Origin of the sequence: Aureimonas altamirensis, assembly GCF_001463885.1 — a bacterium.
Classification (GTDB): domain Bacteria; phylum Pseudomonadota; class Alphaproteobacteria; order Rhizobiales; family Rhizobiaceae; genus Aureimonas; species Aureimonas altamirensis.
This window is the reverse complement of record NZ_BBWQ01000022.1, coordinates 82,876-107,343: the sequence shown is the minus strand read 5'-3', so window position 1 is coordinate 107,343 and position 24,468 is coordinate 82,876. Positions and strand designations below refer to the sequence as shown.

Genomic DNA, 24,468 nt, shown 5'->3' with positions numbered 1-24,468 from the left:
AGCCGTCCCACCGACAGTCCGTACGATCGGCTAGCTGGGCCTTCCCGCGAGGCGCTCGTCGATGACCGGCTCGTCCCAGTGGCGCGCAACATCGAGCCACTTGTCGATCAACGCCTGAAACTGCGGCTCGGCGAAGCAGGTCTGGAACGTGTAGAGCCGATTGACCACCTGGCGCATCAGGTCGCGCATCTCGTCATCGTCGAACCTCGACACGGTTCTCCAGGGAATGCGATTGCCGTCGGCGTCGATGACGAAGACATCGGAATAGTCGCCGGTCTTCGTGACCGGGACCGGGCCGGCATGCAGGTCCTCCAGCATGCTGTTGCGGACGCAGATCATCGCCATCGCCTTGGCGAGCGTCGCCGCTAACTGTTCTTCTTCCTTCCGGCCCATGTTCGTCCTCCGGATCATTGTCAGATGCCCGGCAACATGCCATCGGCGGCTGTATTGGCTGGCGTTTCCAGGATCACCAACCGATCATCGGGCAGCGGCCGCTGCAGCGTCTTGGCTTCGTTCCAGTCGGCGGTCAGCCAGGTCTCGACTTCTTCGTGGCTCGTCAGAATGACGGGCATGGCCTTCGGATGGATCGGCTTCACCACGCCATTGGCCTCGGTCGTCAGGAAGGCGAACAGTTGATGATCGCCCGGACGCGGGGTCCGGTTCGAGCCGCGGGTTCCGCGCCACGGCGTCCAGATTCCCGCGAAGAAGAACAGGGGCTGGGTCTCATCGAGGGCGAACCAGTGCAGCGGTTTGCGCTTCGTGACTGGATCGGGCTTTTGCCCATATTCGGAAAAGGCGGTGGCCGGGACCACGCAGCGATTCTCGAGCCCGAGCCATTTGCGCCAGTGAGGGCTGGCCGTGTTGCGGATATTGGTGACGCCGGTGTCCGGCGCGTCGCGGGATTTCAGATATTCGACGGGCGTGGGCATACCCCAGGTCAATGAGGCCAGTTCCCGCCCGCCGTCGGTGTTGCGCACCACCGGCGCCGGCCGGTCGGGATAGACGTCCATCGACGGTTCGAGATTGCCGATACTGTCATGGGTGGCTGCCACGAAATCCCGGATCGCCTGCTGATTGGTCGTAATGCGATAGAGATTGCACATCGCCCCGCCACTCTCCTTGCGAATACTTTACGTCACCATAGGGCATTGCACCCCGTCGATCACTTCCGGGATGGCCGAGATTGACTCTCGACCTGTAAGAGAACAAATAAAGAACATAGCAACGGAATCGACCAGTGCAAAGCCCCGGAGACGCCATCCTCATATGCCCAGCCGTGCCGACAGCCCAGCCATTGCCGACCTTCGGGCGCGCATCGCGCGGCTCGAAGGCGATGGCGCGCATCCGCACGAGGTGCTGCCCTTCGGGATCGCGCCGCTGGATCGCAAGCTGCCCGGTGGCGGGCTGGCGCTCGGATGCCTCCATGAAGTCGCCGGAGGCGGCAACGGGGCGGTGGATGGCGCGGCTGCGGCCTGTTTCACGGCCGGGATCGCCGCCCGCACCACCGGGCAGGTGCTCTGGTGCGTGGCGCTACAGGATCTCTTCGCACCGGGGCTGGAGCAGGCCGGACTGCCGCCCGGCCGGGTGATCTTCGTCGAAGCCGGAGACGACAAGGCCGTTCTGGCCTGTATGGAGGAAGGGCTGCGGCATGGCGGGCTGGGGGCGGTCGTGGGCGACGTCGCGCGCCTGCCGATGACCGCCTCGCGGCGGCTGCATCTGGCCGCGAAAGGCTCGGCGACGATCTGCATCGCGTTGCGCCGCTGGCGGCGACAGGCGGAGGCCAGCGATTTCGGGCAGCCGACGGCGGCGATGACCCGCTGGCGGATCTCGGCGCTGCCGTCCTCGTCCCTTCCAGTTCCCGGCGTCGGGCGGCCGCGCTGGCTGGTCGAGCTGATCCGGGCGCGGGCGGGCGAATGTCTCGATATCGAACTGGAGGCGTGCGATGGCTCGGGTCATCTCTGTCTTCCTGCCGAACTGGCCGACAGACCGGTTGCGGCGGAAGGCGGGCGACGCAGCGCCGCCCGGTGAGGCGCCGCTGGTCATCGCCGGAAGGGAGAAGAACCGCCGGGTGGTGACGGCGGCCGATCCGGCCGCGCGGGCGCTCGGCCTGCGCGCCGGAATGCCTGTCACCAAGGCCCAGGCGATGGTGCCCGGCCTCCACATCGAGCCCGCCGACCCGCGGGCCGACCTGGACAGCCTCGAACGCCTCGCGCTCTGGGTGCTGCAACGCTTCTCACCTATCGCCGCCGCCGACGCGCCGGACGGGATCGTCATCGACGCGACCGGCGCCGACCATCTGCATGGCGGTGAGGCGGCCATGCTGGAGGCGCTGACCGGGCGGCTTGTCATGTCCGGCGTCACCGCCCGCGCAGCCATCGCCGATAGCTGGGGCGCGGCCCATGCGCTGGCGCGCTACGCGGCCGATCCGCTGTTTGTCACTCCTCCCGGCGAAACCATCCCAGGACTCGCACCGCTGCCGCTGCAAGCCCTGCGCCTGCCACCCGCGATCGCGGCGGGGCTGAACGACCTCGGCTTTGTCCGCATCGGCGACCTGATCGGGCAGCCGCGCGCGCCTCTGACCCGGCGCTTCGGCCCGGAGCTCTGCCGGCGTCTCGATCAGGCCCTGGGCGAGATCGCCGAACCCATCGAACCGATCCGGCCCGAGGAGCTGGTCTCGGTTCGCCGCGTCTTCGCAGAGCCCATCGGCGCCGCCGAGACCATCGCGCGCTATATTCGCAAGCTGGTCATGGCGCTCTGCGAGGCGCTCGAGGGGCGGGGTCTTGGCGCGCGCCGTCTCGACCTGCTCTGCCACCGGGTCGACAACCGGATCGAGACGGTGCGCATCGGCCTGGCCATGCCGGTGCGGGATTCCGCGCGCCTGACCCGGCTTCTCTGCGACAGGATCGAGACCATCGCGCCGGGCTTCGGCATCGAGATCATGTCGCTGACCGCCACCCTTGCCGAACCCCTGCCTTTGCGGCAGGCGGCCAGCAGCCTGATCGAGGAGGGCGCGCCGGATCTGTCCGGCCTGATCGACACGCTGGCCAATCGGGTCGGCGCGCGGGCGGTCTATCGTTTCGCGCCGGTGGCGAGCGATGTGCCCGAGCGCTCGGTCCGTCGTCTGCCGGCACTCGCCGAGGATACGGGTGCGGGCTGGCCCGACCATTGGCCGCGCCCTTCGCGGCTGCTCTCCCGGCCGGAGCCGATCGAGACCATGGCGCTCCTGCCGGACCATCCGCCGAACTGGTTCTCCTGGAAGGGCGTGCGTCGCCGGGTCCGACGGGCCGACGGACCGGAGCGCATCTTCGGGGAATGGTGGAAGCGCGATGCCGAGCTGATCGCGGTGCGGGACTATTTCCGGGTCGAGGACGATGCCGGCGAACGCTTCTGGATCTTCCGCTCCGGCGATGGCGAGGATGCCGCCACCGGCTCGCATCGCTGGTTCCTGCACGGGATTTTCGGATGAGCGCGCCCGCCTACGCCGAATTGCAGGTGACGTCGAATTTCTCCTTCCTGCGCGGAGCCTCCGCGGCCGAGGAGCTGCTCGCTGCCGCCGCGGCGATGGGGATCGAGGCCATGGCCGTGACCGATCGCAACACGCTGGCCGGTATCGTGCGCGCCCATGAGGCGGCGAAGGAGGCGGGCGTGCGGCTGATCGTCGGCTGCCGCCTCGATCTCGTCTGCGGCATGTCGGCGCTGGTCTATCCGACCGACCGGGCGGCCTGGTCGCGGCTCTGCCGACTCCTGTCGCTGGGCAAGGGGCGGGCGGGCAAGGCGCGCTGTCATCTCGAATGGGACGATCTCACCGCCTATGGCGAAGGGCTGATCGCGGTCCTCGTGCCGGACCTTGCCGACGAGACCTGCGGTTTGCGCCTGAGGCGCCTGCGCGACTCTTTCGGCGATCGCGCCTATCTCGGCCTGACGCTGCGGCGGCGGCCCAATGACCAGATGCGCCTCTGGGAGCTGTCGACGCTCGCCGCGCGGATCGGCGTGCCCACCGTGGTGACCAATGACGTGCTCTTCCACGAACCCGGCCGCCGCATCCTGCAGGATGTCGTCACCGCGATCCGCCACAATGTCACCGTCGATGCGCTCGGCGCCCGGCGCGAGCGCCATGCCGACCGCTATCTGAAGCCGCCCGCCGAAATGCACCGGCTCTTCGCGCGCTGGCCCGAGGCTTTGGCCCGGACGCGTGAGATCGCGGATCGCTGCCGCTTCTCGCTCGACGAGCTGCGCTATCAATATCCCGAAGAGCGCGACGACCAGGCGCTGACCCCGCAGGAAACCCTGGAGCGGCTGACCTGGGAGGGCGCCGCACACCGCTATCCCGAGGGCGTGCCCGAGGAGGTGACCGCCGCGCTGGAGCATGAGCTGGCCCTGATCGGCAAGCTCGATTACGCGCCCTACTTCCTCACGGTGAACAGCATCGTCCGCTTCGCCCGGTCGCGCGGCATCCTCTGCCAGGGGCGCGGATCGGCGGCGAACTCGGCCGTCTGCTATGTGCTCGGCATCACCGCGATCGATCCCGGCCGCAACGATCTCCTGTTCGAGCGCTTCGTCTCCGAGGAGCGCCGCGAGCCGCCCGATATCGACGTGGATTTCGAGCATGAGCGGCGCGAGGAGGTGATCCAGTGGGTCTATGAGCATTACGGCCGCGAGCGCGCCGCTCTGACCGCCACCGTCATCCGCTATCGCTCCAAGGGCGCGCTGCGGGACGTGGGCAAGGCCCTGGGGCTTCCCGAAGACCTGATCCAGACGCTGTCCGGCCAGCTCTGGGGCGGGTCCGAGGCTGGTGTCACCGAGCAGCAGCTCCGCGATCTCAACCTCAATCCGGAGGATCGCCGGTTGCGCCTGACGCTCGAACTGGCCGCCCAGCTTCGCGGCGCGCCGCGGCATCTGTCGCAGCATCCGGGCGGTTTCGTGCTGACCCATGACCGGCTCGACGATCTCGTGCCCATCGAGCCCGCGGCGATGGAGGGGCGCCAGATCATCGAATGGGACAAGGACGATATCGACGCGCTGCGCTTCATGAAGGTCGATGTCCTGGCGCTCGGCATGCTGAGTTGCATGCGCCGGGGGCTGGACCTGTTGGCCGAGCACAAGGATATCCACCTCGATCTGGCGTCGATCCCGGCCGAGGATCCGCGCACCTATGCGATGATCCGCAAAGCCGATACGCTCGGCACCTTCCAGATCGAGAGCCGGGCGCAGATGTCGATGCTGCCGCGCTTGAAACCCCGGACCTATTACGACCTGGTGGTGCAGGTCGCGATCGTGCGGCCGGGGCCGATCCAGGGCGATATGGTTCATCCCTATCTGCGCCGGCGCGAGGGCCTGGAAGAGGTCGATTATCCCCGGCCCGAGCTGGAGAAGGTGCTGGGAAAGACGCTCGGCGTGCCGCTGTTCCAGGAACAGGCGATGCGCGTCGCCATCGAATGCGCGGGCTTTACCGCGGGCGAGGCCGATCTCCTGCGCAAGAGCATGGCGACCTTCAAACATACCGGCGGCGTCTCGAAGTTCCGCGACCGGCTGATCTCGGGGATGATCGCGCGCGGCTATGAGGAGCCGTTCGCGGCCCGGACCTTCCAGCAGCTCGAAGGCTTCGGCTCCTATGGTTTTCCCGAAAGCCATGCGGCGAGCTTCGCGCTGATCGCTTATGCCTCGGCCTGGCTCAAATGCTGGCACCCGGATGTCTTCTGCGCCGCGCTCCTCAACGCCCAGCCCATGGGCTTTTATGCGCCGGCCCAGATCGTGCGCGACGCCCGCGAGCATGGGGTGGAGGTCCGCCCGGTCTGCATCAATGCCTCCCGCTGGGATTGCACGCTGGAGCCGACCGGCGACGAAAGCCGTCTCGCGGTCCGTCTTGGACTGCGAATGGTCAAGGGCCTCGCCAATGCCCATGCCGCCGCCATCGTGGCGGCGCGGGGCGATGAGAATTTCACCTCGATCGCCGATCTCTGGCGGCGGGCCGGCGTTCCCGTCGCGGCGCTCGATCAGATCGCCGCGGCCGATGGATTCCGTCCGGCTTTCGGCCTCGCCCGGCGCGAGGCGCAATGGGCCATCAAGGGGCTGCGCGACGAGGAACTGCCGCTCTTCGCCGCCGCCTCGGACCGTGAGGGGCGGACCGTTCCGGAACTCGACGAGCCTGCGATCGCGCTGAGAGCGATGCCCGCCGGTCGCGAGGTGGTCGAGGATTACGGGCATATCGGCCTGTCGCTGCGCCGCCATCCGGTCTCCTTCCTGCGCGAGGACCTGGCGAAGCGCCGGATCGTCAGCTGCGCCGAGGCGATGGCGGCGCGCGACCGGCGCTGGCTGGAGGCGGCAGGGATCGTCCTGGTGCGCCAACGCCCCGGCTCGGCTAATGGCGTCATGTTCGTCACGCTCGAGGACGAGACCGGCATCGCCAATCTCGTCGTGTGGCAAAAGGTCTTCGAGCGCTATCGGCGGGTCATTCTCTCATCGAGCATGATCGCCGTGAGGGGCCGCGTTCAGCGCGAGGGCGAGGTCGTGCATCTTGTCGCCCATCGGATCGTCGATCTGTCGCGGGATCTGGCGAGTGTCGGGCAGCGCGAGGCGGCTGCGGCCGAGAAGCAGGGGCCGGTGGCCGGCGGCATCAGGGTGAAGGCGCGGGATTTCCGGTAAAGCCGGTGGCTTTGACAGAAGGCGGTATCGGTTCGAACCAAGGAATCGGCTTGCCTCTCGGGGATCACAGATCTTCTGGCCCGATCGACCATTCTGCGATTTCTCTATCGATCAATCGCCATTGTTCTGCAAGGTCGGCAAGGTCGGCGGTGTCTACAACAGGATGATCGAGGCCCTCGAATTGGTCACCGAGATATGTGGCGAGGCCCGCACCGCCTTCGTTGGCGAACCACACTCCGACCAGATCCGCGATTTCCTTCAACTGCCTGAGAGTCTTTTCAGCATCGCGAATGTCGAAATCACCAAGCTCCCTGTCCTGCCGACTTTGCTTGTTCCCGGCATGGGCAACATGCGAGTTAACGTGCTCGGCAATTCGATCAAGGCGGGCAAGCCGAGTTTCGATCTTCTCGAAGACCGTGTCCGAGATCAGATTGCTCGGGTTACGCTCTGACGCAGAAACGCCGCTCAAAACATCGAAATGCCGATGCGCGGCCTCACTTTTCATGAGCTCTGGATCGCCCCACACCGGACGCCCCTTCGCGGCGACGAGGTGGTCATGTTGTTCTTGATGCAGGCGATCGAGATCGTATTGCGCGTCAAGCACTTTCTCGACGTAGATTCTCCTGGTCAACCAGTTTTGGCTCGCTTTCACGTCGTTGACGACAGATCGGATCGAGTAAACTCCCTTGGGGCCTTTTATCGGGGCCTTATCGAGAAGTCGGCGAGTGCCGAGAAGCAGGCTTGACCAGTATCCCTCGGAAACGAGATTGAACATCATCTGGTTAAGCGGGGGTCTCGAGCCTCTCTTCTCATTTGCAAGACGGACGATCCGAACCGTCGTGCGAAAGGCGGCGTAGTTCCAGAGCAGATCCTGAATGGCTCTGTGGATGCCCGTTGTCTCGTCGCGAAAAGCATCCCGCCACGCGGCGATGTGCTGGTCATGCTGCGTCATTAGTTTTCCAAGCCTGAGCGCCAAACTCACCTCATCATACCGGGAGACGCCAACACCGGCGACGGCTATTCGCTTCTGATTCTTCCTTCGCGCGGGCTCGTTTTATTGTTCCCGCGAATAAACGCGCATCTTGCCGTGGGCCTGAAGGGGGAAGGCCTTCCCCCCTGGCCGGCACTATCGTTGCCGGCGCACCCCCTTCAGCGGGGAGACCCCCAGGCTGTGCTAAAACCCACCAATCGTGCGAGCGCAGCGAATGATTTTGCCCGCTCTATGGAATATGAGCGTTTGGCTGCTTAAGACCTCTTTGTCATCATCGGCTATGAGATCGCAAAATCCCGAAAGCTGCCGTTGAGCCGCTGCGGCTGACCGCTGCTTGGCCCTTATTGGTCCGCCTCGGAGGAACTATTCCGCACCCAAGTCGGACAGCCTCGGCATGTCAGCCTGCTCCTTCCCTTAATGCCTCTGCGATCAGCAGAGCAAGCTCCCCAGGCGGCTGGATACCGGAGATACGCTGATCGCATCCCCATGCCCATCCATCATCCCAACGTCGGATCGGTGAAGCTGGCTTGCACTTCACTCAATAGGTGATGCTAGTCAGAACCACGTAAAGGATCGTGGCGGCCAAGCCACCGACCATCAGTATCAGGAGCCAGAGGGACGGTTCCGTTCTTATTCGATCAAGATATCGCATCGGATGCTGCCTTTTCGAGTAGAGCACATGCATCTCAGATCAGCCTGTTGTCCTCGGCCTTCTGGCGGGCGCGGCGGCGGGTGCCGTCGGTATCCGATTTGCGGTGCCGTTCAGCCGCCGCCTTGCGGATCTGCTCGAAGCGATTTTCTTCGACCTGCTTGAGCGTCGGATGCGTATCTGTCTTCTTCACAAACGAGATCATTGCTGAAGTTCCTTCCTGTGGCGGGTGGAAACGCCCTGGCGCCTGCCTGAGCGCTTTAAACGGGGTATTATGCGCCAAGCCCGGTGACACAGCCTTGGACTCCAAGCCGGTCGGCAGTCGTCTGCCCCGGCATCGTCGCCCAGCCGCCGGCTTCCACGAACTGACGCTTCTTGTAGCTGTCGGGTATCGCCTTGAACTCGGCAAGTTTCGCCGCCGCATCTGGGGCCGCGTTGAACCTTTCGACGCATATGGCGGATGCCAGCTCCCCGCGCGCCGTGTCGCCGGCCGCTTTCGCCATGGTCTGCGAAGTGCCGCCAGTGACCCAGCCGCCCCAGCTGAATCCTATAACGATCGTTGCGATCATCGCCGCGATGCATGCCCAGACCAGAATGGTCTTTGAAGGCTGATAGTCTTCCCAGCGGCGGGAGAGAGATGGTTTGGTCGTGCTTTGTGTGGCCATGGAGATTCCTTCCAGGTTGGAATGCAGATTGCTTTGTCTGGGCGTCGGCCGAACGGTTCAGGCACTGTTCTCAGTATCCCATTCCGCCCATGCCGCCGTTGCCGGCCGACGGGGTGGATTCCTTCGCGCGAATGTCGGCGATCATCGCCTCGGCGGTGATCAGGAGCGCTGCGATCGAGCCGGCGTTCTGCAGGGCGGTTCTGACGACCTTGGCGGGGTCGACGATACCGGCCTCGATCATGTCGACATAGGTTTCGGTCTGGGCGTCGAAGCCCTGGTTGTGGTCCTTGCTGTCCGTGAGCTTGCTGACCACGATCGAGCCTTCGACGCCGGCATTCTCGGCGATCTGCCGGACCGGCGCTTCGAGCGCCCGACGCACGATCGAAATGCCTGCGGTTATATCGGCGTTGGCGCCTGTCAGAGAGGCCAGCACGGTCCTGACGCGCAGCAGCGCCACACCGCCGCCGGGCACGATGCCTTCCTCGACCGCAGCTCGGGTGGCGTTGAGCGCATCGTCGATGCGGTCTTTCTTCTCCTTGACCTCGGTCTCGGTCGCGCCGCCGACGCGGATCACCGCGACGCCTCCGGCGAGTTTGGCCAGCCGCTCCTGGAGCTTCTCCTTGTCGTAGTCCGAGGTCGTTTCCTCGATCTGCGCCTTGATCTGGGCAATACGAGCGGCGATGCCGGCCTTGTCGCCGGAACCGTCGATGATCGTTGTCGTGTCCTTGTCTACGACAACACGCTTGGCGCTGCCGAGCATGTCGAGCGTGACATTTTCCAGCTTGATGCCGAGATCGTCGGAGATCACCTGGCCGGCGGTCAGCACGGCGATGTCCTCGAGCATGGCCTTGCGGCGGTCGCCAAAGCCCGGAGCTTTCACGGCCGCGACCTTCAGGCCGCCGCGCAACTTGTTGACGACCAGCGTGGCGAGCGCCTCGCCCTCGACGTCCTCGGAGATGATCAGCAGCGGCTTGCCGCTTTGCACCACCGCCTCCAGGATCGGCAGCATGGCTTGAAGATTACCGAGCTTCTTCTCGTGGATGAGGATGTAGGGGTCATCCAGTTCCACGCGCATCTTTTCGGCGTTGGTGACGAAGTATGGAGAGAGGTAGCCGCGATCGAACTGCATGCCTTCGACCACGTCGAGCTCGGTTTCGGCGGTCCTGGCTTCCTCGACGGTGATCACACCCTCGTTGCCGACCTTGTCCATCGCACTCGCAATCATCCCGCCGATGGTGCCATCGCCATTGGCGGCGATCGTGCCGACCTGCGCGATCTCAGCCGACGACTTGACCTTCCTGGCCCGCGCCTGGATTTCCTTGACGACGGCCGCGACGCCAATGTCGATGCCGCGCTTCAGGTCCATCGGGTTCATCCCGGCGGCGACCAGCTTGGCGCCCTCGCGCAGGATGGAGGCCGCGAGCACCGTCGCCGTCGTGGTTCCGTCGCCGGCGAGGTCGTTGGTCTTGGAGGCCACCTCGCGCACCATCTGCGCGCCCATGTTCTCGAACTTGTCTTCGAGTTCGATCTCCCTGGCGACGGTGACGCCGTCCTTGGTGATGCGCGGCGCGCCATAGGCCTTGTCGATGACGACGTTGCGTCCCTTTGGCCCGAGCGTCACCTTGACGGCGTTGTTCAGCAGTTCGACGCCGCGCAGCATGCGGTCGCGGGCTTCGCCGGCGAATTTGATTTCCTTGGCAGACATGATGTTCGTCCAGTTCGGGCTTGATTATCAGGTATCGGCCGGTCAGGCGGCTTTGCTGGCGGCCGCCGTTGTCTTCTCGACGATGCCCATGATGTCGGATTCCTTCATGATCAGGAGATCCTCGCCGTCGAGCTTGACCTCGGTGCCGGACCATTTGCCGAACAGGATGAGGTCGCCCGCCTTGACGTCGAGTGGAACCAGCTTGCCGGCTTCGTCGCGCGAACCCGGGCCGACGGCGATCACCTCGCCTTCCTGCGGCTTTTCCTTCGCGGTATCGGGAATGATGATCCCGCCTTTGGATTTGAGATCGCCTTCCGCCCGTCGGATGACGACGCGGTCGTGGAGGGGCCGGAATTTCATGGGGTTCTTTCTGAGGCCGGCGCATAGGGCGACCACCTCGGATAGATAGCGACTTTGGCACTCGAATGATAGGAGTGCTAAACGTATTTCGTTGAAAAGGTGGAATTGCGAAAATTTATATCACTTCTACCAATGCGATGTTTGTTGTTTTCAATACGTATTTCCTGCCTTTTTAAGGATTTTTATTTTTATGGAAGAGCCATTTATTCAATTCTAGATAAATAATAGCGACCCGCTCCTTGTTTACCGGGTGGGGACAGCCCATATATAAAACTCGTTGATTTGGCCGACTTGGCTTTTTGCGGTGTCAGAGACCCGCCATTCACCACCGAATTCTCGATAGCGAATGCATCACGCGCCGACCTGGCGCGCATATCGCTCTGTTCGAACCTTGGAATGAACGCGCCGCTGACCACGGATGTACTGGCAGCACGGAAGTTCGTTCCGGTTCGAATGGGAATGATGCAGGAGGCGCGTTTGCGTGCTCCTGCGGAGGTATCGACCCATGACAACGCGCACCACGCAGAAAATCGTCCGGTTCTCCGCACCCTTCATGCTGTCCGGCTTCGACGCTGCGCAGCCTGCCGGCGACTATCGCGTGGACCAGGATGAGGAACTGCTGGAGGGATCCTCCCGCCTTGCCTGGAGACGTGTAGGCGCCTTCATCCACCTGCCCGCCATCGGCATTGATGGCCACACGTATCAGATGGCGCCGATAGATCCCGCCGATCTCGACGCCGCCCTCGAAAAGGATCACCAACAGCCATGATATCAACCAACCCAATCCGGCGCACGAACCGTCCCGCCCGCCACGAGGCTCCTGCTCATCTCTTCGCGATCGGACAGGCTGTCCGGCTCAAGGGCGGTTTCGTGAGGCCGGCATTACCCGCCGATATCTACCGCATAACCGGCAGACTGCCGGCACGGGGAGATTCACTGCAATATCGCATCCGCAACGACGACGAACGCCATGAGCGAGTGACGACGCAGGACAGCCTCGAGCCGGTCGACATGTCGCAATCCGGTAATGGCGCAACCCTCATCGAAAGGACGTTCGGACATGGCTAAAGGCCAGAAACGAAGCAATCGCGAGATCAGAAAGCCGAAACAGGAGAAGGCCCCGCCAAAGCCTGAAAGCACCTTCGGCAACCAGATCAAGTTTGCCGCCAATGATGCCAATGCTTCCCAAGGCAAAGGCAAGCACTGAGGCAGTGCTGCTCCGGCTGAAAGAGCAAGTAGCGCCATGAAAGTTGTCATCGAGTTCTACCGCACGCGGGAGACGGATGACGCCCATGCTGTCGTGGGCCGAGAGGCGGTGGAAGCCGTCGATCTCGCCAACGCCATTGAGATTGCGCAACTGCTTTCGCAGACGCTCGATATGCCTCAACGGCCCGACGCCATCGCGATCACCGACTTATCCGGTAACGCGCTATTTTCCGGCATCATTGATGCCGACGTGACCACTAGAGAAAGGCCACGATCATGACCCGATACATAGATGAAATCGAACGGGAGCGGCACGACCGCGCGATCGGCGTCTGGGACAATGAAGGCGGTGCATCCGCCCGCGCACCAGGCGACGAACAATATGGCCGCCGGATCGAAGCCGACCGGTCCTGGACCATCTACCATGTCTTCACCGGCGTTCCAGCCAGCCGCGAAGGGCAGGAGATGATCGGCCTTAGCCACTCGGCCGCAACCGACGGGATGCTTTCCCTCAATCGTCGGAATGATGTGCGACGCAAGGAGCACATGAACGGGTTTATGCGTGTACCACTGCTGCTGCAAACGGCAAGGGCAGATCAACGATGACCCTTGAATTCCTGAACCCCAGCCGCAGCTTCGACGAAGTGCGCAACGCCATTCGCTTTATCGGGCACGACGGCATGTTCGAAGTGCCGTTCTTTGTCGAAGTGGAAGCGCTCGCCAGGTCCCCTGCTGAATTGCGCAGCACTGAGGTGTCGGAAGAGATGTATCTCTCGACCTTCGATGCGACGCGCAGTTCGATCCACGATGTCGCCCGCGAGGCCTACTCGCATCGTCGCCAAACCTCCTATACGCTGACCGCTGCCGATTTCCGGTAAAGACACCACTCAATGCTGATCCGCTACGGGTATGAGATCACACTGACCTGCCAGCAGCCGACAGCCTTGGTGTGTCTGCTGTCGGTGCACGAGGATCGCGCGGCTGACATACGGGTGCCGGAGACGACGTTCACCACACCCGATGTGCACGTATCGACCTACCGCGATCTCTTCGGCAACAAATGCCGGCGGCTGGTCGCGCCTGCGGGCGACCTGACGATGTGGGGTGATGCCACGATCGAGGACGACGGCAGGCCGGACGGGATTGTGCCGGGTGCCCGGGAACTGCCGGTGCCGGACTTGCCGGACGATTGCCTCGTCTACCTCATGGGCAGCCGCTACTGCGAAACCGACCGTCTCAGCCAGACCGCTTGGGACCTGTTCGGCAAGATGCCGCCCGGTTGGAGCCGGGTGCAGGCGATCTGCGATTTCGTCCACAACCACATCCGCTTCGACTACATGCAGGCTCGATCTACGCGGACGGCTTTCGAGGCGTTCCATGAGCGCGTTGGCGTTTGTCGCGATTTCGCGCATCTTGCGGTCACGTTCTGCCGATGCCTCAACATCCCCGCTCGCTATATCAACGGCCATCTCGGTGACATCGGCGTGCCGGTCGTCGATCCGATGGATTTCAGCGCCTGGATCGAAGTGTTCCTCGATGGCGAATGGTACACCTTCGATCCGCGCAACAACGTCCCGCGGATCGGCAGGATCGTGGTGGCGCGCGGCCGCGACGCAGCCGACATACCGCTCGTCAACTCCTTCGGCCCGCATGTTCTGAAGGCGTTCCGAGTATGGACTTACGAGGTATCGGGCTTGCAACAGGCGCAAGAGCATCGCGAGTAAGGCGCCTTGGGACCGGACACCAAGGCTACAGGCGATACGGCAAGGCATACCGGAAGCGCCGCAGACCTTTTCGAAGATAACCCACTTTAGTCAGGCACCCGCCATGGTCCGCTGACTGTGACCGGTTCCCGACGTTAGGTTGGCGCGATTCCAATCCCTTGAGCCGGTGCGGCCGCGACCTAATGTTCCATCCTCGTAATACCCACTTTCAGCAAACGGAAAAGTCGGGCCTGTGGCTGACGTCAGGCGCATCCAGTCGAAGTGCGAAGACTGTTTGAATGACAGCTTTCGCAGGTTCGTCGCCCAAAGTGCCGAAAGCAGGAAGCCACCTTTTCTCGGAAGTTTGGAGGGTCAGCGAGGTGCCGCGATCCTGCCTCTGGGTAGTTATTCGAGACCCAATACAAAGCCTTTCCCTATGAGCAAACAAGTGTAGAATCAGACTCTCCTGATCTGCTTTGCCGAGGTGTCTATGAGCTTCATTGAGGGAATAGCGCGAGATCAGGCCAATCTGCTTCCCCCATGTGTCGATGACTATGTTGGGCCTGACGCGCTCGTCCGCGTCGTCGATGCTTTCGTCGACAGTCTGGATATGATTGAGCTTGGCTTCACACGCGCCATTGCGGCCTCGACCGGACGACCAGGCTATCATCCCAGCGACATGCTCCGGCTGTATATCTGGGGCTACCTCAATCAAGCCCGTTCATCGCGACATCTGGAGCGCTCCTGCAAGCGCGACCTTGAAGCAATGTGGCTGATGCGGCAACTCGCGCCGGACTATCGGACCATTGCCGCCTTCCGGCACGACTATCCCGACGCGATCGTCGCCGCCAGCGCCGCGTTCGTGCTGTTCTGTCGCGAGCAGAATTTGGTAGGCGGCCGGTCGGTCGCACTCGACGGCACCAAGATGCGAGCGGTCGCCAGTCCAAAGAACATCGCCGGGGCGGAGCGGCTCGCGCGCGATATCGCGCATACCGAAAAAGAGATCGCCTATTATCTCGACCGCCTGGACATAATCGACGAGACCGTCGCGCGGGGCTTTGATGATCAACCACTGCACCGCGAAGGCTTCAAGTCCGCCATTGCCTCCCTGCAGCGTCGGAAGGACCGGCTGGCCAGGCGACAGCAGGAACTCGATCGACGGGTCGAGAAGGTGCTCGTGTTTGGCGAGCCGGAGGCCAAACCGATGGGATATGCCCACGCGCCGAAGCTTCCCTCGTACAATCTGCAAAGCGTCGTCGATGTTGCGAGTGGTCTGATCGTCCACCATGACGTCTACAATGACGCGAACGACAGCCACCTTCTTCATCCGATGTCAGTCGCGGCTAAGGCCGTGCTGGAGGTAGATCAGCTCCAGGTGTTGACCGACGGCGGCTACTCAAACGCCGAAGAAGTCGCCCGTTGCGAACGCGAGAACATTGAGGTCGCTGCGCCGATCAAGCGCGGCGCGATGAATTCCGAACATTTTCGACCGGTACAGTTCCTCTACGACGAGGACAGCGACACGGTCCGTTGCCCCGGCGGGCAAACTCTACGCCCGTCCGGAATCCATACTCGCAATCGGGCGATGCGCTACCGTACCTCGGCCTGCGCGACCTGTGCGTTGAAGCCGAGATGCACGCCGGGAGCCCAGCGCACAATTCACCGGCTTGTCGATCAAGGTGCCCTCGATCGCATGGAGGCCCGAATCCATGCCAATCCCAGCTTGATGACGATCAGGCGATGCACGGTCGAGCATCCATTCGGCACCATAAAGCGAATGTCGGGTGGCGGAAGGTTCCTAACTAGAGGACTTAGGGCGGTAAAGGCGGAGGCGGCGCTGTCGATCCTAGCCTTCAACATCCTACACGCCGCGAACACATTCGGAACGAGGGTTGTTACCCCGAGCTGACGCGAGGCGGCGCTTCGCTTCGGCTCCACCTGGCAGGCGCTGCGGCTCCGACGGCTGACGTTTTGGCACAGCCTGCCCCGCAACGCCCCCTGAGAGGGAGAGTGCGGACGGGTTTTCCGTGACGGGTTGAGGGCTGGAGGAGTGGCCTCCGGCGCCCGTCGCGGAGATCATCCCGATGGCCAGAAAGGACCGCGCTCGCCCAGGCGGCGCCCGCAGCAATCTCTATGACGACATCACCGACAAGATCATCGCCGAGCTGGAGGAAGGGCGGCTGCCCTGGGTCCAGCCCTGGGGGACGGCGGCGGCGAAGGCGCCGCTCGCCATGCCGAGGAATGCCGCGACCGCGCGGCAATATTCCGGGATCAATGTCCTCATCCTCTGGGGCGCAGTGGTCCAGCACGGCTATCCGACCCAGCATTGGCTCACCTTCCGGCAAGCACTCTCGCTGGGCGGAAATGTCCGCAAGGGCGAGCGCGGCACCACCGTCGTCTATGCCGACCGCTTCACGCCGGAGGACGAGAAGCGCCGCGCCCAGGAGTCGGGCGAAGAAGCCAGCAGCATTCCGTTCCTGAAGCGCTTCACCGTGTTCAACGCGGCGCAATGCGAGGGCCTGCCCGAGGACATCGCCTTCGAGGCCCCGCCACCGCCGCCCGGCATGATCGAGCCGAAGGTCGAGGCGCTGATCGAGGCGACCGGGATCGATTTCCGCATCGGCGGGGATCGCGCCTTCTATGTTCCGGCGCTCGACTACGTGCAGGTGCCGCCTCCGGCCGCCTATTTCGAGCCGATCAACTGGCACAGGACGGCGCTCCACGAGATGGGGCATGCCACAGGCCATGCCTCGCGCTTGGGGCGGGATTTTTCGGGCAGCTTCGGCACGAAGAAATACGCCTTCGAGGAGCTGGTCGCCTTATCCTGACTCTGTGATCCTGTCTCAGAATCATGCATTGGAGGCGCCTCACCACGGCTCCGGTGAAGCTCTTCAGACGTCCGGGTCAAGCGTTCCCGCAGCGTAGCGAGGACAACGCTTGACGCGGCGGCGGCACGACAAGCTGTTCATGGGGTGCAGGCTAAGTCCTGCACCCCTGCCACGCGGCGAGCGGGAGAGCGCGAGGGGAACCCCTCGCATTCTAAACAATGAAGTTGCGCCGAAGGCGCTCCGCTTGGGTATCGTGCGTGCATTTGTATTTTACCGATCTTGACACTATTTCGCGTCCGCTTTTCCTTGATGACCTTGCAGTGAGCCTCGCGCCCGGTGCGCTCGACGCGGTCGAGCGCACCGGGCTGATTCACGGCATGCCGTTCATCCTGATGGATGACGGCAGCTACGATCTCGCTCTCAACCGGTTCTTTCGTGCCTGTCCTGCTATGGGAGCGCGATCGCCGAACACGTGGCGCTCCTACGCCCGCGACATTCTCGTCTGGGCGCGCTTTCTTGTCGAACGGCGCGGCGGCAAGACGGTCTGGCAGGCCGGCCGCGACGATGTCCTGGCCTTTCACCGGGCGCGTCGGCTGTCGGCAGCTCCCTACCGCATCTCGGCTGCGAGCTGGAACCGGAGCGTTGCCGCGCTCGACAAGCTCTATCGCTGGGCTGTCGAGGAAGGAATCATTGCGATCTCGCCCTTCAGCTACGGCGCCACCCTTCGCAGGGCCGGCGGTAGCCGCGCAGTGCTCGCTGTGACGACGAACCGTGCCCGCGAGCGCGCCGCGCGGCGCCACGATACCCGTTACATCGATCTTGGCCGCTACCTGCTGTTCCGCGAGGTGGGATTGCGCGGCCGGCTTCCCGACGGCTCGGAGGACGCGACGTGGCGCGGCCGCAACGGCGAGCGCAATGCGTTGTTTGCCGAGCTTCTCGTCACGACCGGCCTGCGGCTGACAGAGGCCGGCAGTCTGCTGCTGAGTGAGCTGCCGCGCCTGACCGATCCCGAATCGCGCTCGGTGCCGTTCGATCTCCCCGGTCCGATCGCCAAGGGCGGACGACCACGGCGCATCCGCGTTCCCCGCCGGGTACTGAGATTGATCGGCGACTATGTCGATCTCGAGCGCACGGTCTCTGCCGCGCGCTCAGAGCCTTCGGTGTCCGATCCGCTCTGGCTGATGCTGGAGGACGGGAAGGCAACAGACGCGGCGGGCAAGCGTGTCCGGCTCGACCGTCTGACGCTGGGCGAACGCCGCCGCGTGCTGGTCGGCACGCCCGGCCAGGCGCAGCATGCCTTGCTCTGGCTGACTGAAGGCGGCAAGCCCGTGCCCTCGGCGACTTGGGAAGCTGCCTTTCGGCGGGCCTGCACCCGCTGCCGCCGTTTCGGCATCGAGGTCGAGGTGACGCCACACACGCTGCGGCACACCTTCGCCGTCAACATGCTCTCCATGCTGATCCGCGAGCAGATCGGATCCGTGTTCGATCCGCAGGACCAGCACGGCGCAGCCTATCGGCGGATTCTCGGCGATCCTCTGCAGAAGCTCCAGCACCTGCTGGGGCATGCGAGTATCACCAGCACCTACATCTATCTCGACAGCCTCGCCGAGGCGCAGGAGCTGGTCGAGGCCGCCGCGGATCGCTGGGCCGAAGACACGGCTGGCGGCGCGGCATGACCGCCGCGGCGGCTCCATCGGTGCGGCGGCCGGGTCGCCGCGCCCTCTTTCCCGAGGCGCTGCCCGATCCCGAGGGCGAGGCCGCCGCTGCGATCGCATCGCTGCGCTTTACCGTCACGCTGGCGGATCGCAGCAAGACGATCGACCTGACGATGCTCGCCGGCCGCAAGGCATTGGCGCGGACCTTTGCCGGCGCGCTCTGGCGCGCCTGCCAGGTCGGTGGTCCGGCCGGCTCGATCTCGACGGCCTACGCCTATGCCAATGCGCTCAAGACATTTTGGCGCTATCTCGATTCCGCCGGATCGCACGTCGCCCGTCTCTCCGACGTCAGTGCCGTCTGCATCGACGGCTTCGATTCCTGGATGGAGGGGAGCGGCCTGCATCCCAATCACCGCCTGCACCGCATGAGCAAGGTGCTCAACCTGCTGCGGCTTGCCGAGGCCGCGGAGCCCAGCCACCTGCCGCCCGATGCCTCACGCCGGCTGATGTACACGAGCGATCGGCCCGGCGTGCGCGCCAGGCCGCGCGATGCCTATGGCGATGATGTCGCCGCGGCATTGCGGAAGGCGGCGCGCACCGATCTCGCCGCCATCATCCGCCGCTTGGGCGAGGCCGATCGTATTCCGGCGGTCGAGGATTCCGATCGGAGCAAGGCGCTGGCAGCAACCCACAAACAGGTAATGGAAGTGATCGACGCGGAAGGCGTCATCGGGCACAGGCACCCTCTCTTCAAGCGACTCTACACGCTCCGCCGCGAGAGTGGCCTGCCGAACGATCGCCTGATCCACGATCTGCATGGCCGCCGGCATCTCATCGCCGCCGATCTCGTGCCGCTCATCGTGCTTATCTCGCTCGACACCGGCATGGAGATCGAAGCGATCAAGGGCTTGCGAGCGGACTGCCTGAAGAACCCGGCGGGCGGCTATGTCGAGATCGAGTATTGCAAGCGTCGGGCGCGCGGCGCCGAGTGGAAGCGGCTGCGTGTGCGCGACGGCGGTTCCTCGACGCCGGGCGGCTTGATCCGCAAGGCGCTGCAGTGGACCGGTCCGGCGAGAAGCCGGCTCGGCGCCGACACGCTCTGGGCGCACTGTGCCTGGGGCCGCCTGACCCCTCGGGTGCTCAGCATGAAGGAGCTCGCGGCTTCATGGACGCGCCGGCACGGCATCCTTGATGAGCGGGGCCAACGCCTTCGCCTCAATCTGACGCGCCTGCGCAAGACGCATAAGGCGGCATGGTACCGGCGCACGGGCGGCCAGCTCGACCGCTTCGCCGTCGGCCACACTGTCGCGGTCGCGGCCGACCACTACGCCGACATTCCCGCGCTTCGTCATCTGCACGAGGCGACAATTGCCGACGCCATGACCGATGCGCTCGACGCCGCGTTCCCCCCCTGTGTCCTGTCGTCGGAGGAGGAAGCGGCCGTCCAGACCGATCCCGACAAGGCGACCGGCCTTCCCGTTGTCGGCGCCGCCGCGGTCAAGGCGCTGTTCGGCGGCGAGCAGGACGTCTGGCTCGCCAGTTGCGGCGGCTTCTACAACAGCCCGTTCGGCTCGGAGGGAGAGGCCTGTCCGTCCCCCTTCTGGGGGTGTCTCGAATGCAGCAATGCCGTGGTCACCGCCCGCAAGGTGCCCGCGCTCCTGGCCTTCCTCAACTTCATCCGGGCGCAGCGGCAGGTGCTGAGCGAAGCCGACTGGATCGCCAAGTTCGGCCGGGTTCACGGACGCATCGCCGAACAGATTCTGCCCCGGTTCGCCGACGCCGAGATCGAGGAAGCCCGTCGGATTGGGTCATCGGACCCCGCGCTCCTCTACCTGCCGCCCGAAGCGAGAGCGCCATGATGCCGGCACCGATCAAGCTGCCGCAGCACGCGTCGCTGCCTTCGGCCATTTATGGCAACGACGAGCCCGTGCTTGCCGGCGTGGCGGTCAGGGACGATGCCGACCGCACGCGACTTCCGCGCTTCGGTGACGATCTTTGGGACCTGGGCGCCGCCATTTTCCGGGTGAACGCCCGCTACAGCAATTACCGGCTGAACCTCGCCCGCATCGCCGATCCCGTCACGCGGCGGCTGGCGAAGGAGTACGTGATCGCCCGCCTGCGCATCCATGTGCCGGGATATCGGGCGCCCTGCGGCGCGACCTCGGCGATCCGCCTGCTGCGCTACATCCAGCATTTCGCCGCGTTCCTCCGCGCAAGGACTGGCGCCGTCGATCTCAGCCGGATCGATCAGGCGCTGCTCGACGCCTATCTGGCGTATGCCCGTGACGGCGGACGGCGAACGCCTCACGAGACGGTGAAGTATGTCGAGGTGCCGATCGACCTGCATCACCTGGCGCCATGGCTAACCGGCGGCGGCATCGGTTTCCTGCCGTGGCGTGGACGTGCGGCGCACCGCGTTGCCGGCCGGCCGCCAGCGCCCGCCGAGAACGCCACGCCGCGCATTCCCGAGCCGGTCATCGGCGCCATGCTGCGCTGGGCGCTCAAGTATGTCGAGGTCTATGCGCCCGATATCCTCGCGGCGCGGGCCGAGCTTGACGCTCTCGAAGCCCGCTGCGCCCGATTGATGGCGCGGGACGCGCGGGCCGGACGGGCCGTGGCCAAGAACTATCGCGCCCGCGTGGCCAAGTGGCTCGACGTGCGCCGGGCCATGGGCCGAGGCGTGCCGATCTGGGAGCACGCGCCCAATGTGGCCCGCCGCATCGACCCGCTCACCGGCGAAGAGACCCCGCCCTACAATCTCCATCTGATGCGCCTTCACGCCGGCGCTCCGCAGAGCGGCCGCATCAGCCAGTCCGAGCCGACTGCACGACTGATCGAGAAGGCAGCCGCCGAGCTCGGAACCGAGATCGGCGGGCTCGATACGCCGATCTCGATCGATCCGGACACCGGACTGCCATGGCGCGAGCGCTTCGACGGCCTCAGCCTCGCCCGCGAAGAACGGATGTTGCAGGGCGCCTGCTATCTCGTCTGCGCCTACCTCACCGGCATGCGCGACAGCGAGGTGCAGGCGATGCAGCCGGGTTGCGTGTCGCCGGTGCGCAGCGCCGACGGCCTGGTCGAGCGGTACCGGCTGCGCAGCACGGTGTACAAGCGCCATGGCGCGCGCGGCGTCACGGCCGACTGGATCACGATCGAGCCCGTCGCTCGCGCCGTCGCGGTGATGGAGGTTCTCTCGGCACGCAATCGCCGAGAGAAGGAACTGTCATCCTTGTGGGTGGCGCTGAAGGACTGGCCCTGGAGCAACGATCATCTCGGGATGGGTGCAACGCCGACACTCAACCTTTTCCGCGAGGGCCTCGACACGCGCTCGGAGGCCGCGCCGGCGATTCCGCGCATCGGCGACGAGCCTTGGAAGTTTACGACCCGGCAGCTCCGACGCACGATCGCCTGGTACATCGCCAACCGGCCGTTCGGCACGGTCGCCGGCAAGATCCAGTACAAGCACGCCTCGGTCGCCATGTTCGAAGGCTATGCCGGATCGGCGCAGGCCGACTTCCGCTTGGCGATCGAGCGCGAACGTGCACTCGGCCAGCTCGACGACATTGTCGCCCATTACGAGGCCTATCTTCGCCGTGAAGGCCCGGCGGGACCGGGTGCTGCGCGACTGCGACGCGAGTTCGGCCGCGTGCAGGAGGAACTTGGCGATCTTCCCGGCCGGATCTTGGACCGCAAGCGGCTGCGCACCATGGTTGCCCATCTCGGGCGGACCCTGCATGTCGGTTTCCTCAACGACTGCCTGTTCGATGCAGCGACCGCGCTCTGCCTCACCGGCGCGCCAGATGCCGAGCGGACGGCGCCGGCCCTATCGCGCTGCAGCCCCGACCGGTGCCCGAACGCCTGCCTGACCGCCCGGCACCGCGAACCGTGGCAGGCCTCGATCGTCGAGGGCGAAGCGCTTCTGGCCGACCGGCGTCTATCGCCGCTGCAGCGCACGGCGATCCTGCGGGACAACGAGCGCAAGTGCCGGCTGATCGCGCCTCTCATGGACGGTGACGCATGACCGCGCTCGGGCCGAAGAGCCAAGCGGCGCTAAGGGCTGCCATGAAGCGGTTGCTCGACGGCCGCCCTGAACGCACCGACGGGGCGCTGACCGTCGCCAACCTGGCGCGCGAGGCCGGCGTCAGCCGAGCGACGGCGAACCGGGCCGGCGATCTTCTCGCCGAGCTCCGCGCGGCCGAAGCCCGCCTGCGGCGATCGTCGCCCAGGGCCCTCAAGGAACGCATCCATGCTCTGGAAGCGGAACTACGCGCCGTGCGTGGTGCCGAGATGGCGGAGCTGCGGGCGCTCACCCGGACGCTCGCGCAGCACATCCAGATGCTGACGTTGCAGCTCGCCGAGCGAGATGCCGTCATCGAAGGTCTGCGAGCGGAGCTGTCTCGATCCGTGGACGCCAGGGTCGTCCCGTTGCGGCGTCCGCCTCTGGACGGCACCGGCTGACAGCCGCGCTTCATCCTGACCGGTCCAGGCGCCGCTCGCCGGTCATGGCTGCCTCCCGTGCTCGCCCGTCGAGGCAGGGCTCGGGTTGTGGCAGACGCTGCCGGCCCATCAACCCTGTTCCGCACCAGCACCGAGAACAGGGTGTGACGGCCCGGCTTCCCGCGTCTGCCCCTGCCGCCTCGCCCTCGACGGAGAGGGCGAACACAGGAGGCAGCCATGACCACCGATCGCACACCCCAGCCCCGGAACGACATCTACGAGCGTGTCACCAGCCAGATCATCGCCGCCATCGAGGCCGGCGCCGACCAGTACCGGATGCCCTGGCACCACGACGGATCGGCCATCACTACGCCCGTCAACGTCGCCTCGCGCAAGGCCTATCGTGGCGTCAACGTCATCGCACTCTGGGCCGCCGCGCACGCCGCCGGCTTTCCCGCCGGCATCTGGGGCACCTATCGCCAGTGGCAGGCGCTCGGCGCCCAGGTCCGCAAGGGCGAGCGCGGGCACCTCGTCGTGTTCTGGAAGACCGTCGATCGCCACGGCAAGGCAGACGTACAGGACGGCGACGAGGATCGCGACGAGCCCGCCCGGCGCATGTTCGCCCGCGGCTACACGGTCTTCAACTGCGCGCAGGTCGACGGCTACACGCCGCCCGAGATACCGGTGCTACCCGAGGCCGAGCGCATCGAGCGGGCCGAACGGTTCTGCGCAGCGCTCGGCATCGACATCCGCCACGGCGGATCGCAGGCCTGTTACCGCCCATCCACCGACCACGTGCAGATGCCCGACTTCGCCTGCTTCCGCGATGCCGCAGCCTATTACGCCGTGCTGCTCCACGAATGCGGGCACGCCTCCGGCGCCAGGCATCGCCTCGACCGTGATCTCTCCGGACGGTTCGGCTCGGCCGCCTATGCTATGGAGGAATGCACGGTCGAGCTCCTGAGCGCCATGATCTGCGCCGACCTCCATCTCAGCGTCGAGCCGCGGCCCGACCACGCCAGCTATATCGCCTCCTGGCTCGAGGTGCTTCGCTCCGACAAGCGCGCGATCTTCACCGCCGCAGCCAAGGCGCAGCAGATCGCCGACTGGCTGCACGCCCAGCAGGGCAACGCTTGCCGGAACGACGTCAGGGGCGCCGCATAGGCGCTCCTCGACCCGATCAGTTGACAGTTCGCTCCCGGAACAGCGCCTCAATCAGCGGACATTCCGGCCGCGTGCCGTCGGCGCATTGCGCGACGACGTCCTTGAGCACCCGCTCCATGCGCTTCAGGTCAGCGATCTTCGCCCGCACATCGTCGAGATGCGCGGCGGCGACCGCGCTTGCCTCGGCGCAGGGCTGGTCGCGTTCGTCGACCAGGCGCAACAGCTCGCGGATTTCGTCGAGTGAGAAGCCGAGCTCGCGTGCCCGCAGCACAAAGCGAAGGCGCCGCTCGTGCGTCGTGTCGTAGCTGCGGTAGCCGGCCGCCGTGCGCGGTGGCTCGGGCAGGAGCCCGACCTTCTCGTAGTAGCGCACAGTCTCCAGATTGCTGCCCGTCCGCCGGGCGAGCTCAGCCCGCTGCAGGCCCTTCACGCCAGCGTGATCGCGCATCGCAAAAATCCCTCTTGA

At 65.1% G+C, this 24,468-nt stretch carries 24 protein-coding genes and 1 pseudogene; 17 read left to right on the top strand and 8 right to left on the bottom strand.

Annotated elements, in window-relative coordinates:
• Window positions 1-30 precede the first annotated feature (30 nt).
• Together AUL31_RS17115 and AUL31_RS17110 are read right to left on the bottom strand one after the other, a co-directional pair.
• Window positions 31-393 (bottom strand): hypothetical protein, encoded by a 363-nt coding sequence (locus AUL31_RS17115; protein WP_039194905.1) that lies wholly within the window; start codon window positions 391-393, stop codon window positions 31-33.
• Between the two features lie 20 nt (window positions 394-413).
• On the bottom strand, window positions 414-1,103 hold the full coding sequence (locus AUL31_RS17110; RefSeq protein ID WP_039194724.1) for an SOS response-associated peptidase: 690 nt from the start codon (window positions 1,101-1,103) through the stop codon (window positions 414-416).
• A gap of 163 nt (window positions 1,104-1,266) precedes the next feature.
• Here AUL31_RS17110 and AUL31_RS17105 point away from each other — a divergent pair, with 163 nt between their 5' ends.
• Genes AUL31_RS17105 through AUL31_RS17095 form a run of 3 tightly spaced genes read left to right on the top strand, consistent with a single transcriptional unit; the run spans window position 1,267 to window position 6,642 of the window.
• The gene (locus AUL31_RS17105) at window positions 1,267-2,028 is read left to right on the top strand and encodes an ImuA family protein (RefSeq protein WP_039194725.1); all 762 of its coding nucleotides are present in this window, start codon (window positions 1,267-1,269) and stop codon (window positions 2,026-2,028) included.
• Complete coding sequence (locus tag AUL31_RS17100; RefSeq protein WP_039194726.1) at window positions 1,943-3,466, top strand: Y-family DNA polymerase; 1,524 nt, start codon at window positions 1,943-1,945, stop codon at window positions 3,464-3,466. The genes AUL31_RS17105 and AUL31_RS17100 overlap by 86 nt, the downstream gene beginning before the upstream one ends.
• Complete coding sequence (locus tag AUL31_RS17095; protein ID WP_039194727.1) at window positions 3,463-6,642, top strand: error-prone DNA polymerase; 3,180 nt, start codon at window positions 3,463-3,465, stop codon at window positions 6,640-6,642. Before AUL31_RS17100 ends, AUL31_RS17095 begins: the two co-directional genes overlap by 4 nt.
• A 64-nt stretch (window positions 6,643-6,706) precedes the next feature.
• Here the strand turns inward: AUL31_RS17095 and AUL31_RS17090 are convergent, their stop codons facing one another.
• The 5 genes from AUL31_RS17090 to AUL31_RS17075 all read right to left on the bottom strand — a co-directional run bounded on the left by AUL31_RS17090 (window position 6,707) and on the right by AUL31_RS17075 (window position 11,012).
• Window positions 6,707-7,594 (bottom strand): AbiU2 domain-containing protein, encoded by an 888-nt coding sequence (locus tag AUL31_RS17090; RefSeq protein WP_199259163.1) that lies wholly within the window; start codon window positions 7,592-7,594, stop codon window positions 6,707-6,709.
• A gap of 725 nt (window positions 7,595-8,319) precedes the next feature.
• The gene (locus AUL31_RS20410) at window positions 8,320-8,487 is read right to left on the bottom strand and encodes a hypothetical protein (RefSeq protein ID WP_094513308.1); all 168 of its coding nucleotides are present in this window, start codon (window positions 8,485-8,487) and stop codon (window positions 8,320-8,322) included.
• A 67-nt stretch (window positions 8,488-8,554) separates the two neighbouring features.
• A complete protein-coding gene (locus AUL31_RS17085) occupies window positions 8,555-8,947 on the bottom strand; it encodes a hypothetical protein (protein ID WP_039194731.1) in 393 nt (130 codons plus the stop codon).
• Window positions 8,948-9,017: 70 nt separating this feature from the next.
• Window positions 9,018-10,652 carry a chaperonin GroEL gene (gene groL, locus AUL31_RS17080; RefSeq protein WP_039194732.1) on the bottom strand — a complete coding sequence of 545 codons (1,635 nt, stop codon included), beginning with the start codon at window positions 10,650-10,652 and terminating at the stop codon, window positions 9,018-9,020.
• Window positions 10,653-10,694: 42 nt separating this feature from the next.
• Window positions 10,695-11,012 carry a co-chaperone GroES gene (locus AUL31_RS17075; RefSeq protein ID WP_050475053.1) on the bottom strand — a complete coding sequence of 106 codons (318 nt, stop codon included), beginning with the start codon at window positions 11,010-11,012 and terminating at the stop codon, window positions 10,695-10,697.
• A gap of 505 nt (window positions 11,013-11,517) precedes the next feature.
• On the opposite strand from AUL31_RS17075, the gene AUL31_RS17070 reads away from it, so the two are divergent.
• From AUL31_RS17070 to AUL31_RS17010, 14 genes and pseudogenes are all read left to right on the top strand, one after another.
• Window positions 11,518-11,781 carry a hypothetical protein gene (locus tag AUL31_RS17070; RefSeq protein ID WP_039194734.1) on the top strand — a complete coding sequence of 88 codons (264 nt, stop codon included), beginning with the start codon at window positions 11,518-11,520 and terminating at the stop codon, window positions 11,779-11,781.
• Window positions 11,778-12,080: a hypothetical protein gene (locus AUL31_RS20845; protein WP_039194736.1), complete on the top strand. Its 303-nt coding sequence runs from the start codon at window positions 11,778-11,780 to the stop codon at window positions 12,078-12,080. Before AUL31_RS17070 ends, AUL31_RS20845 begins: the two co-directional genes overlap by 4 nt.
• Complete coding sequence (locus AUL31_RS20550) at window positions 12,073-12,219, top strand: hypothetical protein (RefSeq protein ID WP_167387076.1); 147 nt, start codon at window positions 12,073-12,075, stop codon at window positions 12,217-12,219. The genes AUL31_RS20845 and AUL31_RS20550 overlap by 8 nt, the downstream gene beginning before the upstream one ends.
• Window positions 12,220-12,255: 36 nt before the next feature.
• Entirely contained in the window at window positions 12,256-12,498 is a 243-nt protein-coding gene (locus AUL31_RS17060; RefSeq protein WP_039194737.1) for a hypothetical protein, read from the top strand.
• Window positions 12,495-12,824: a hypothetical protein gene (locus AUL31_RS17055; RefSeq protein ID WP_039194738.1), complete on the top strand. Its 330-nt coding sequence runs from the start codon at window positions 12,495-12,497 to the stop codon at window positions 12,822-12,824. The genes AUL31_RS17060 and AUL31_RS17055 overlap by 4 nt, the downstream gene beginning before the upstream one ends.
• On the top strand, window positions 12,821-13,096 hold the full coding sequence (locus AUL31_RS17050) for a DUF1488 family protein (RefSeq protein WP_009452373.1): 276 nt from the start codon (window positions 12,821-12,823) through the stop codon (window positions 13,094-13,096). The genes AUL31_RS17055 and AUL31_RS17050 overlap by 4 nt, the downstream gene beginning before the upstream one ends.
• Window positions 13,097-13,108: 12 nt before the next feature.
• Entirely contained in the window at window positions 13,109-13,942 is an 834-nt protein-coding gene (locus tag AUL31_RS17045; protein WP_039194740.1) for a transglutaminase-like domain-containing protein, read from the top strand.
• Between the two features lie 469 nt (window positions 13,943-14,411).
• A complete protein-coding gene (locus AUL31_RS17040; protein ID WP_039194741.1) occupies window positions 14,412-15,830 on the top strand; it encodes an IS1182 family transposase in 1,419 nt (472 codons plus the stop codon).
• Window positions 15,831-16,005: 175 nt separating this feature from the next.
• Window positions 16,006-16,740, top strand: a pseudogene (locus tag AUL31_RS17035) (ArdC family protein); the annotation flags it as partial.
• A 266-nt stretch (window positions 16,741-17,006) separates the two neighbouring features.
• The gene (locus AUL31_RS17030) at window positions 17,007-18,425 is read left to right on the top strand and encodes a tyrosine-type recombinase/integrase (RefSeq protein ID WP_012112823.1); all 1,419 of its coding nucleotides are present in this window, start codon (window positions 17,007-17,009) and stop codon (window positions 18,423-18,425) included.
• Window positions 18,422-20,263: a hypothetical protein gene (locus tag AUL31_RS17025; protein ID WP_012112822.1), complete on the top strand. Its 1,842-nt coding sequence runs from the start codon at window positions 18,422-18,424 to the stop codon at window positions 20,261-20,263. Before AUL31_RS17030 ends, AUL31_RS17025 begins: the two co-directional genes overlap by 4 nt.
• On the top strand, window positions 20,260-22,425 hold the full coding sequence (locus tag AUL31_RS17020) for a hypothetical protein (protein WP_012112821.1): 2,166 nt from the start codon (window positions 20,260-20,262) through the stop codon (window positions 22,423-22,425). Before AUL31_RS17025 ends, AUL31_RS17020 begins: the two co-directional genes overlap by 4 nt.
• Complete coding sequence (locus tag AUL31_RS17015) at window positions 22,422-22,862, top strand: hypothetical protein (RefSeq protein ID WP_012112820.1); 441 nt, start codon at window positions 22,422-22,424, stop codon at window positions 22,860-22,862. The genes AUL31_RS17020 and AUL31_RS17015 overlap by 4 nt, the downstream gene beginning before the upstream one ends.
• A gap of 216 nt (window positions 22,863-23,078) precedes the next feature.
• On the top strand, window positions 23,079-24,005 hold the full coding sequence (locus tag AUL31_RS17010; protein WP_012112819.1) for an ArdC family protein: 927 nt from the start codon (window positions 23,079-23,081) through the stop codon (window positions 24,003-24,005).
• Window positions 24,006-24,021: 16 nt separating this feature from the next.
• Here AUL31_RS17010 and AUL31_RS17005 read toward each other — a convergent pair whose 3' ends face one another.
• Window positions 24,022-24,450: a MerR family transcriptional regulator gene (locus AUL31_RS17005; protein ID WP_012112818.1), complete on the bottom strand. Its 429-nt coding sequence runs from the start codon at window positions 24,448-24,450 to the stop codon at window positions 24,022-24,024.
• Between the last annotated feature and the right edge of the window lie 18 nt (window positions 24,451-24,468).

Coding starts and splice junctions, on each gene's coding strand:
- AUL31_RS17115 (WP_039194905.1), bottom strand. CDS start 393: ATGGGCCGGAAGGAAGAAGAACAGTTAGCGGCGACGCTCGCCAAGGCG.
- AUL31_RS17110 (WP_039194724.1), bottom strand. CDS start 1,103: ATGTGCAATCTCTATCGCATTACGACCAATCAGCAGGCGATCCGGGAT.
- AUL31_RS17105 (WP_039194725.1), top strand. CDS start 1,267: ATGCCCAGCCGTGCCGACAGCCCAGCCATTGCCGACCTTCGGGCGCGC.
- AUL31_RS17100 (WP_039194726.1), top strand. CDS start 1,943: ATGGCTCGGGTCATCTCTGTCTTCCTGCCGAACTGGCCGACAGACCGG.
- AUL31_RS17095 (WP_039194727.1), top strand. CDS start 3,463: ATGAGCGCGCCCGCCTACGCCGAATTGCAGGTGACGTCGAATTTCTCC.
- AUL31_RS17090 (WP_199259163.1), bottom strand. CDS start 7,594: ATGACGCAGCATGACCAGCACATCGCCGCGTGGCGGGATGCTTTTCGC.
- AUL31_RS20410 (WP_094513308.1), bottom strand. CDS start 8,487: ATGATCTCGTTTGTGAAGAAGACAGATACGCATCCGACGCTCAAGCAG.
- AUL31_RS17085 (WP_039194731.1), bottom strand. CDS start 8,947: ATGGCCACACAAAGCACGACCAAACCATCTCTCTCCCGCCGCTGGGAA.
- groL (WP_039194732.1), bottom strand. CDS start 10,652: ATGTCTGCCAAGGAAATCAAATTCGCCGGCGAAGCCCGCGACCGCATG.
- AUL31_RS17075 (WP_050475053.1), bottom strand. CDS start 11,012: ATGAAATTCCGGCCCCTCCACGACCGCGTCGTCATCCGACGGGCGGAA.
- AUL31_RS17070 (WP_039194734.1), top strand. CDS start 11,518: ATGACAACGCGCACCACGCAGAAAATCGTCCGGTTCTCCGCACCCTTC.
- AUL31_RS20845 (WP_039194736.1), top strand. CDS start 11,778: ATGATATCAACCAACCCAATCCGGCGCACGAACCGTCCCGCCCGCCAC.
- AUL31_RS20550 (WP_167387076.1), top strand. CDS start 12,073: ATGGCTAAAGGCCAGAAACGAAGCAATCGCGAGATCAGAAAGCCGAAA.
- AUL31_RS17060 (WP_039194737.1), top strand. CDS start 12,256: ATGAAAGTTGTCATCGAGTTCTACCGCACGCGGGAGACGGATGACGCC.
- AUL31_RS17055 (WP_039194738.1), top strand. CDS start 12,495: ATGACCCGATACATAGATGAAATCGAACGGGAGCGGCACGACCGCGCG.
- AUL31_RS17050 (WP_009452373.1), top strand. CDS start 12,821: ATGACCCTTGAATTCCTGAACCCCAGCCGCAGCTTCGACGAAGTGCGC.
- AUL31_RS17045 (WP_039194740.1), top strand. CDS start 13,109: ATGCTGATCCGCTACGGGTATGAGATCACACTGACCTGCCAGCAGCCG.
- AUL31_RS17040 (WP_039194741.1), top strand. CDS start 14,412: ATGAGCTTCATTGAGGGAATAGCGCGAGATCAGGCCAATCTGCTTCCC.
- AUL31_RS17025 (WP_012112822.1), top strand. CDS start 18,422: ATGACCGCCGCGGCGGCTCCATCGGTGCGGCGGCCGGGTCGCCGCGCC.
- AUL31_RS17020 (WP_012112821.1), top strand. CDS start 20,260: ATGATGCCGGCACCGATCAAGCTGCCGCAGCACGCGTCGCTGCCTTCG.
- AUL31_RS17015 (WP_012112820.1), top strand. CDS start 22,422: ATGACCGCGCTCGGGCCGAAGAGCCAAGCGGCGCTAAGGGCTGCCATG.
- AUL31_RS17010 (WP_012112819.1), top strand. CDS start 23,079: ATGACCACCGATCGCACACCCCAGCCCCGGAACGACATCTACGAGCGT.
- AUL31_RS17005 (WP_012112818.1), bottom strand. CDS start 24,450: ATGCGCGATCACGCTGGCGTGAAGGGCCTGCAGCGGGCTGAGCTCGCC.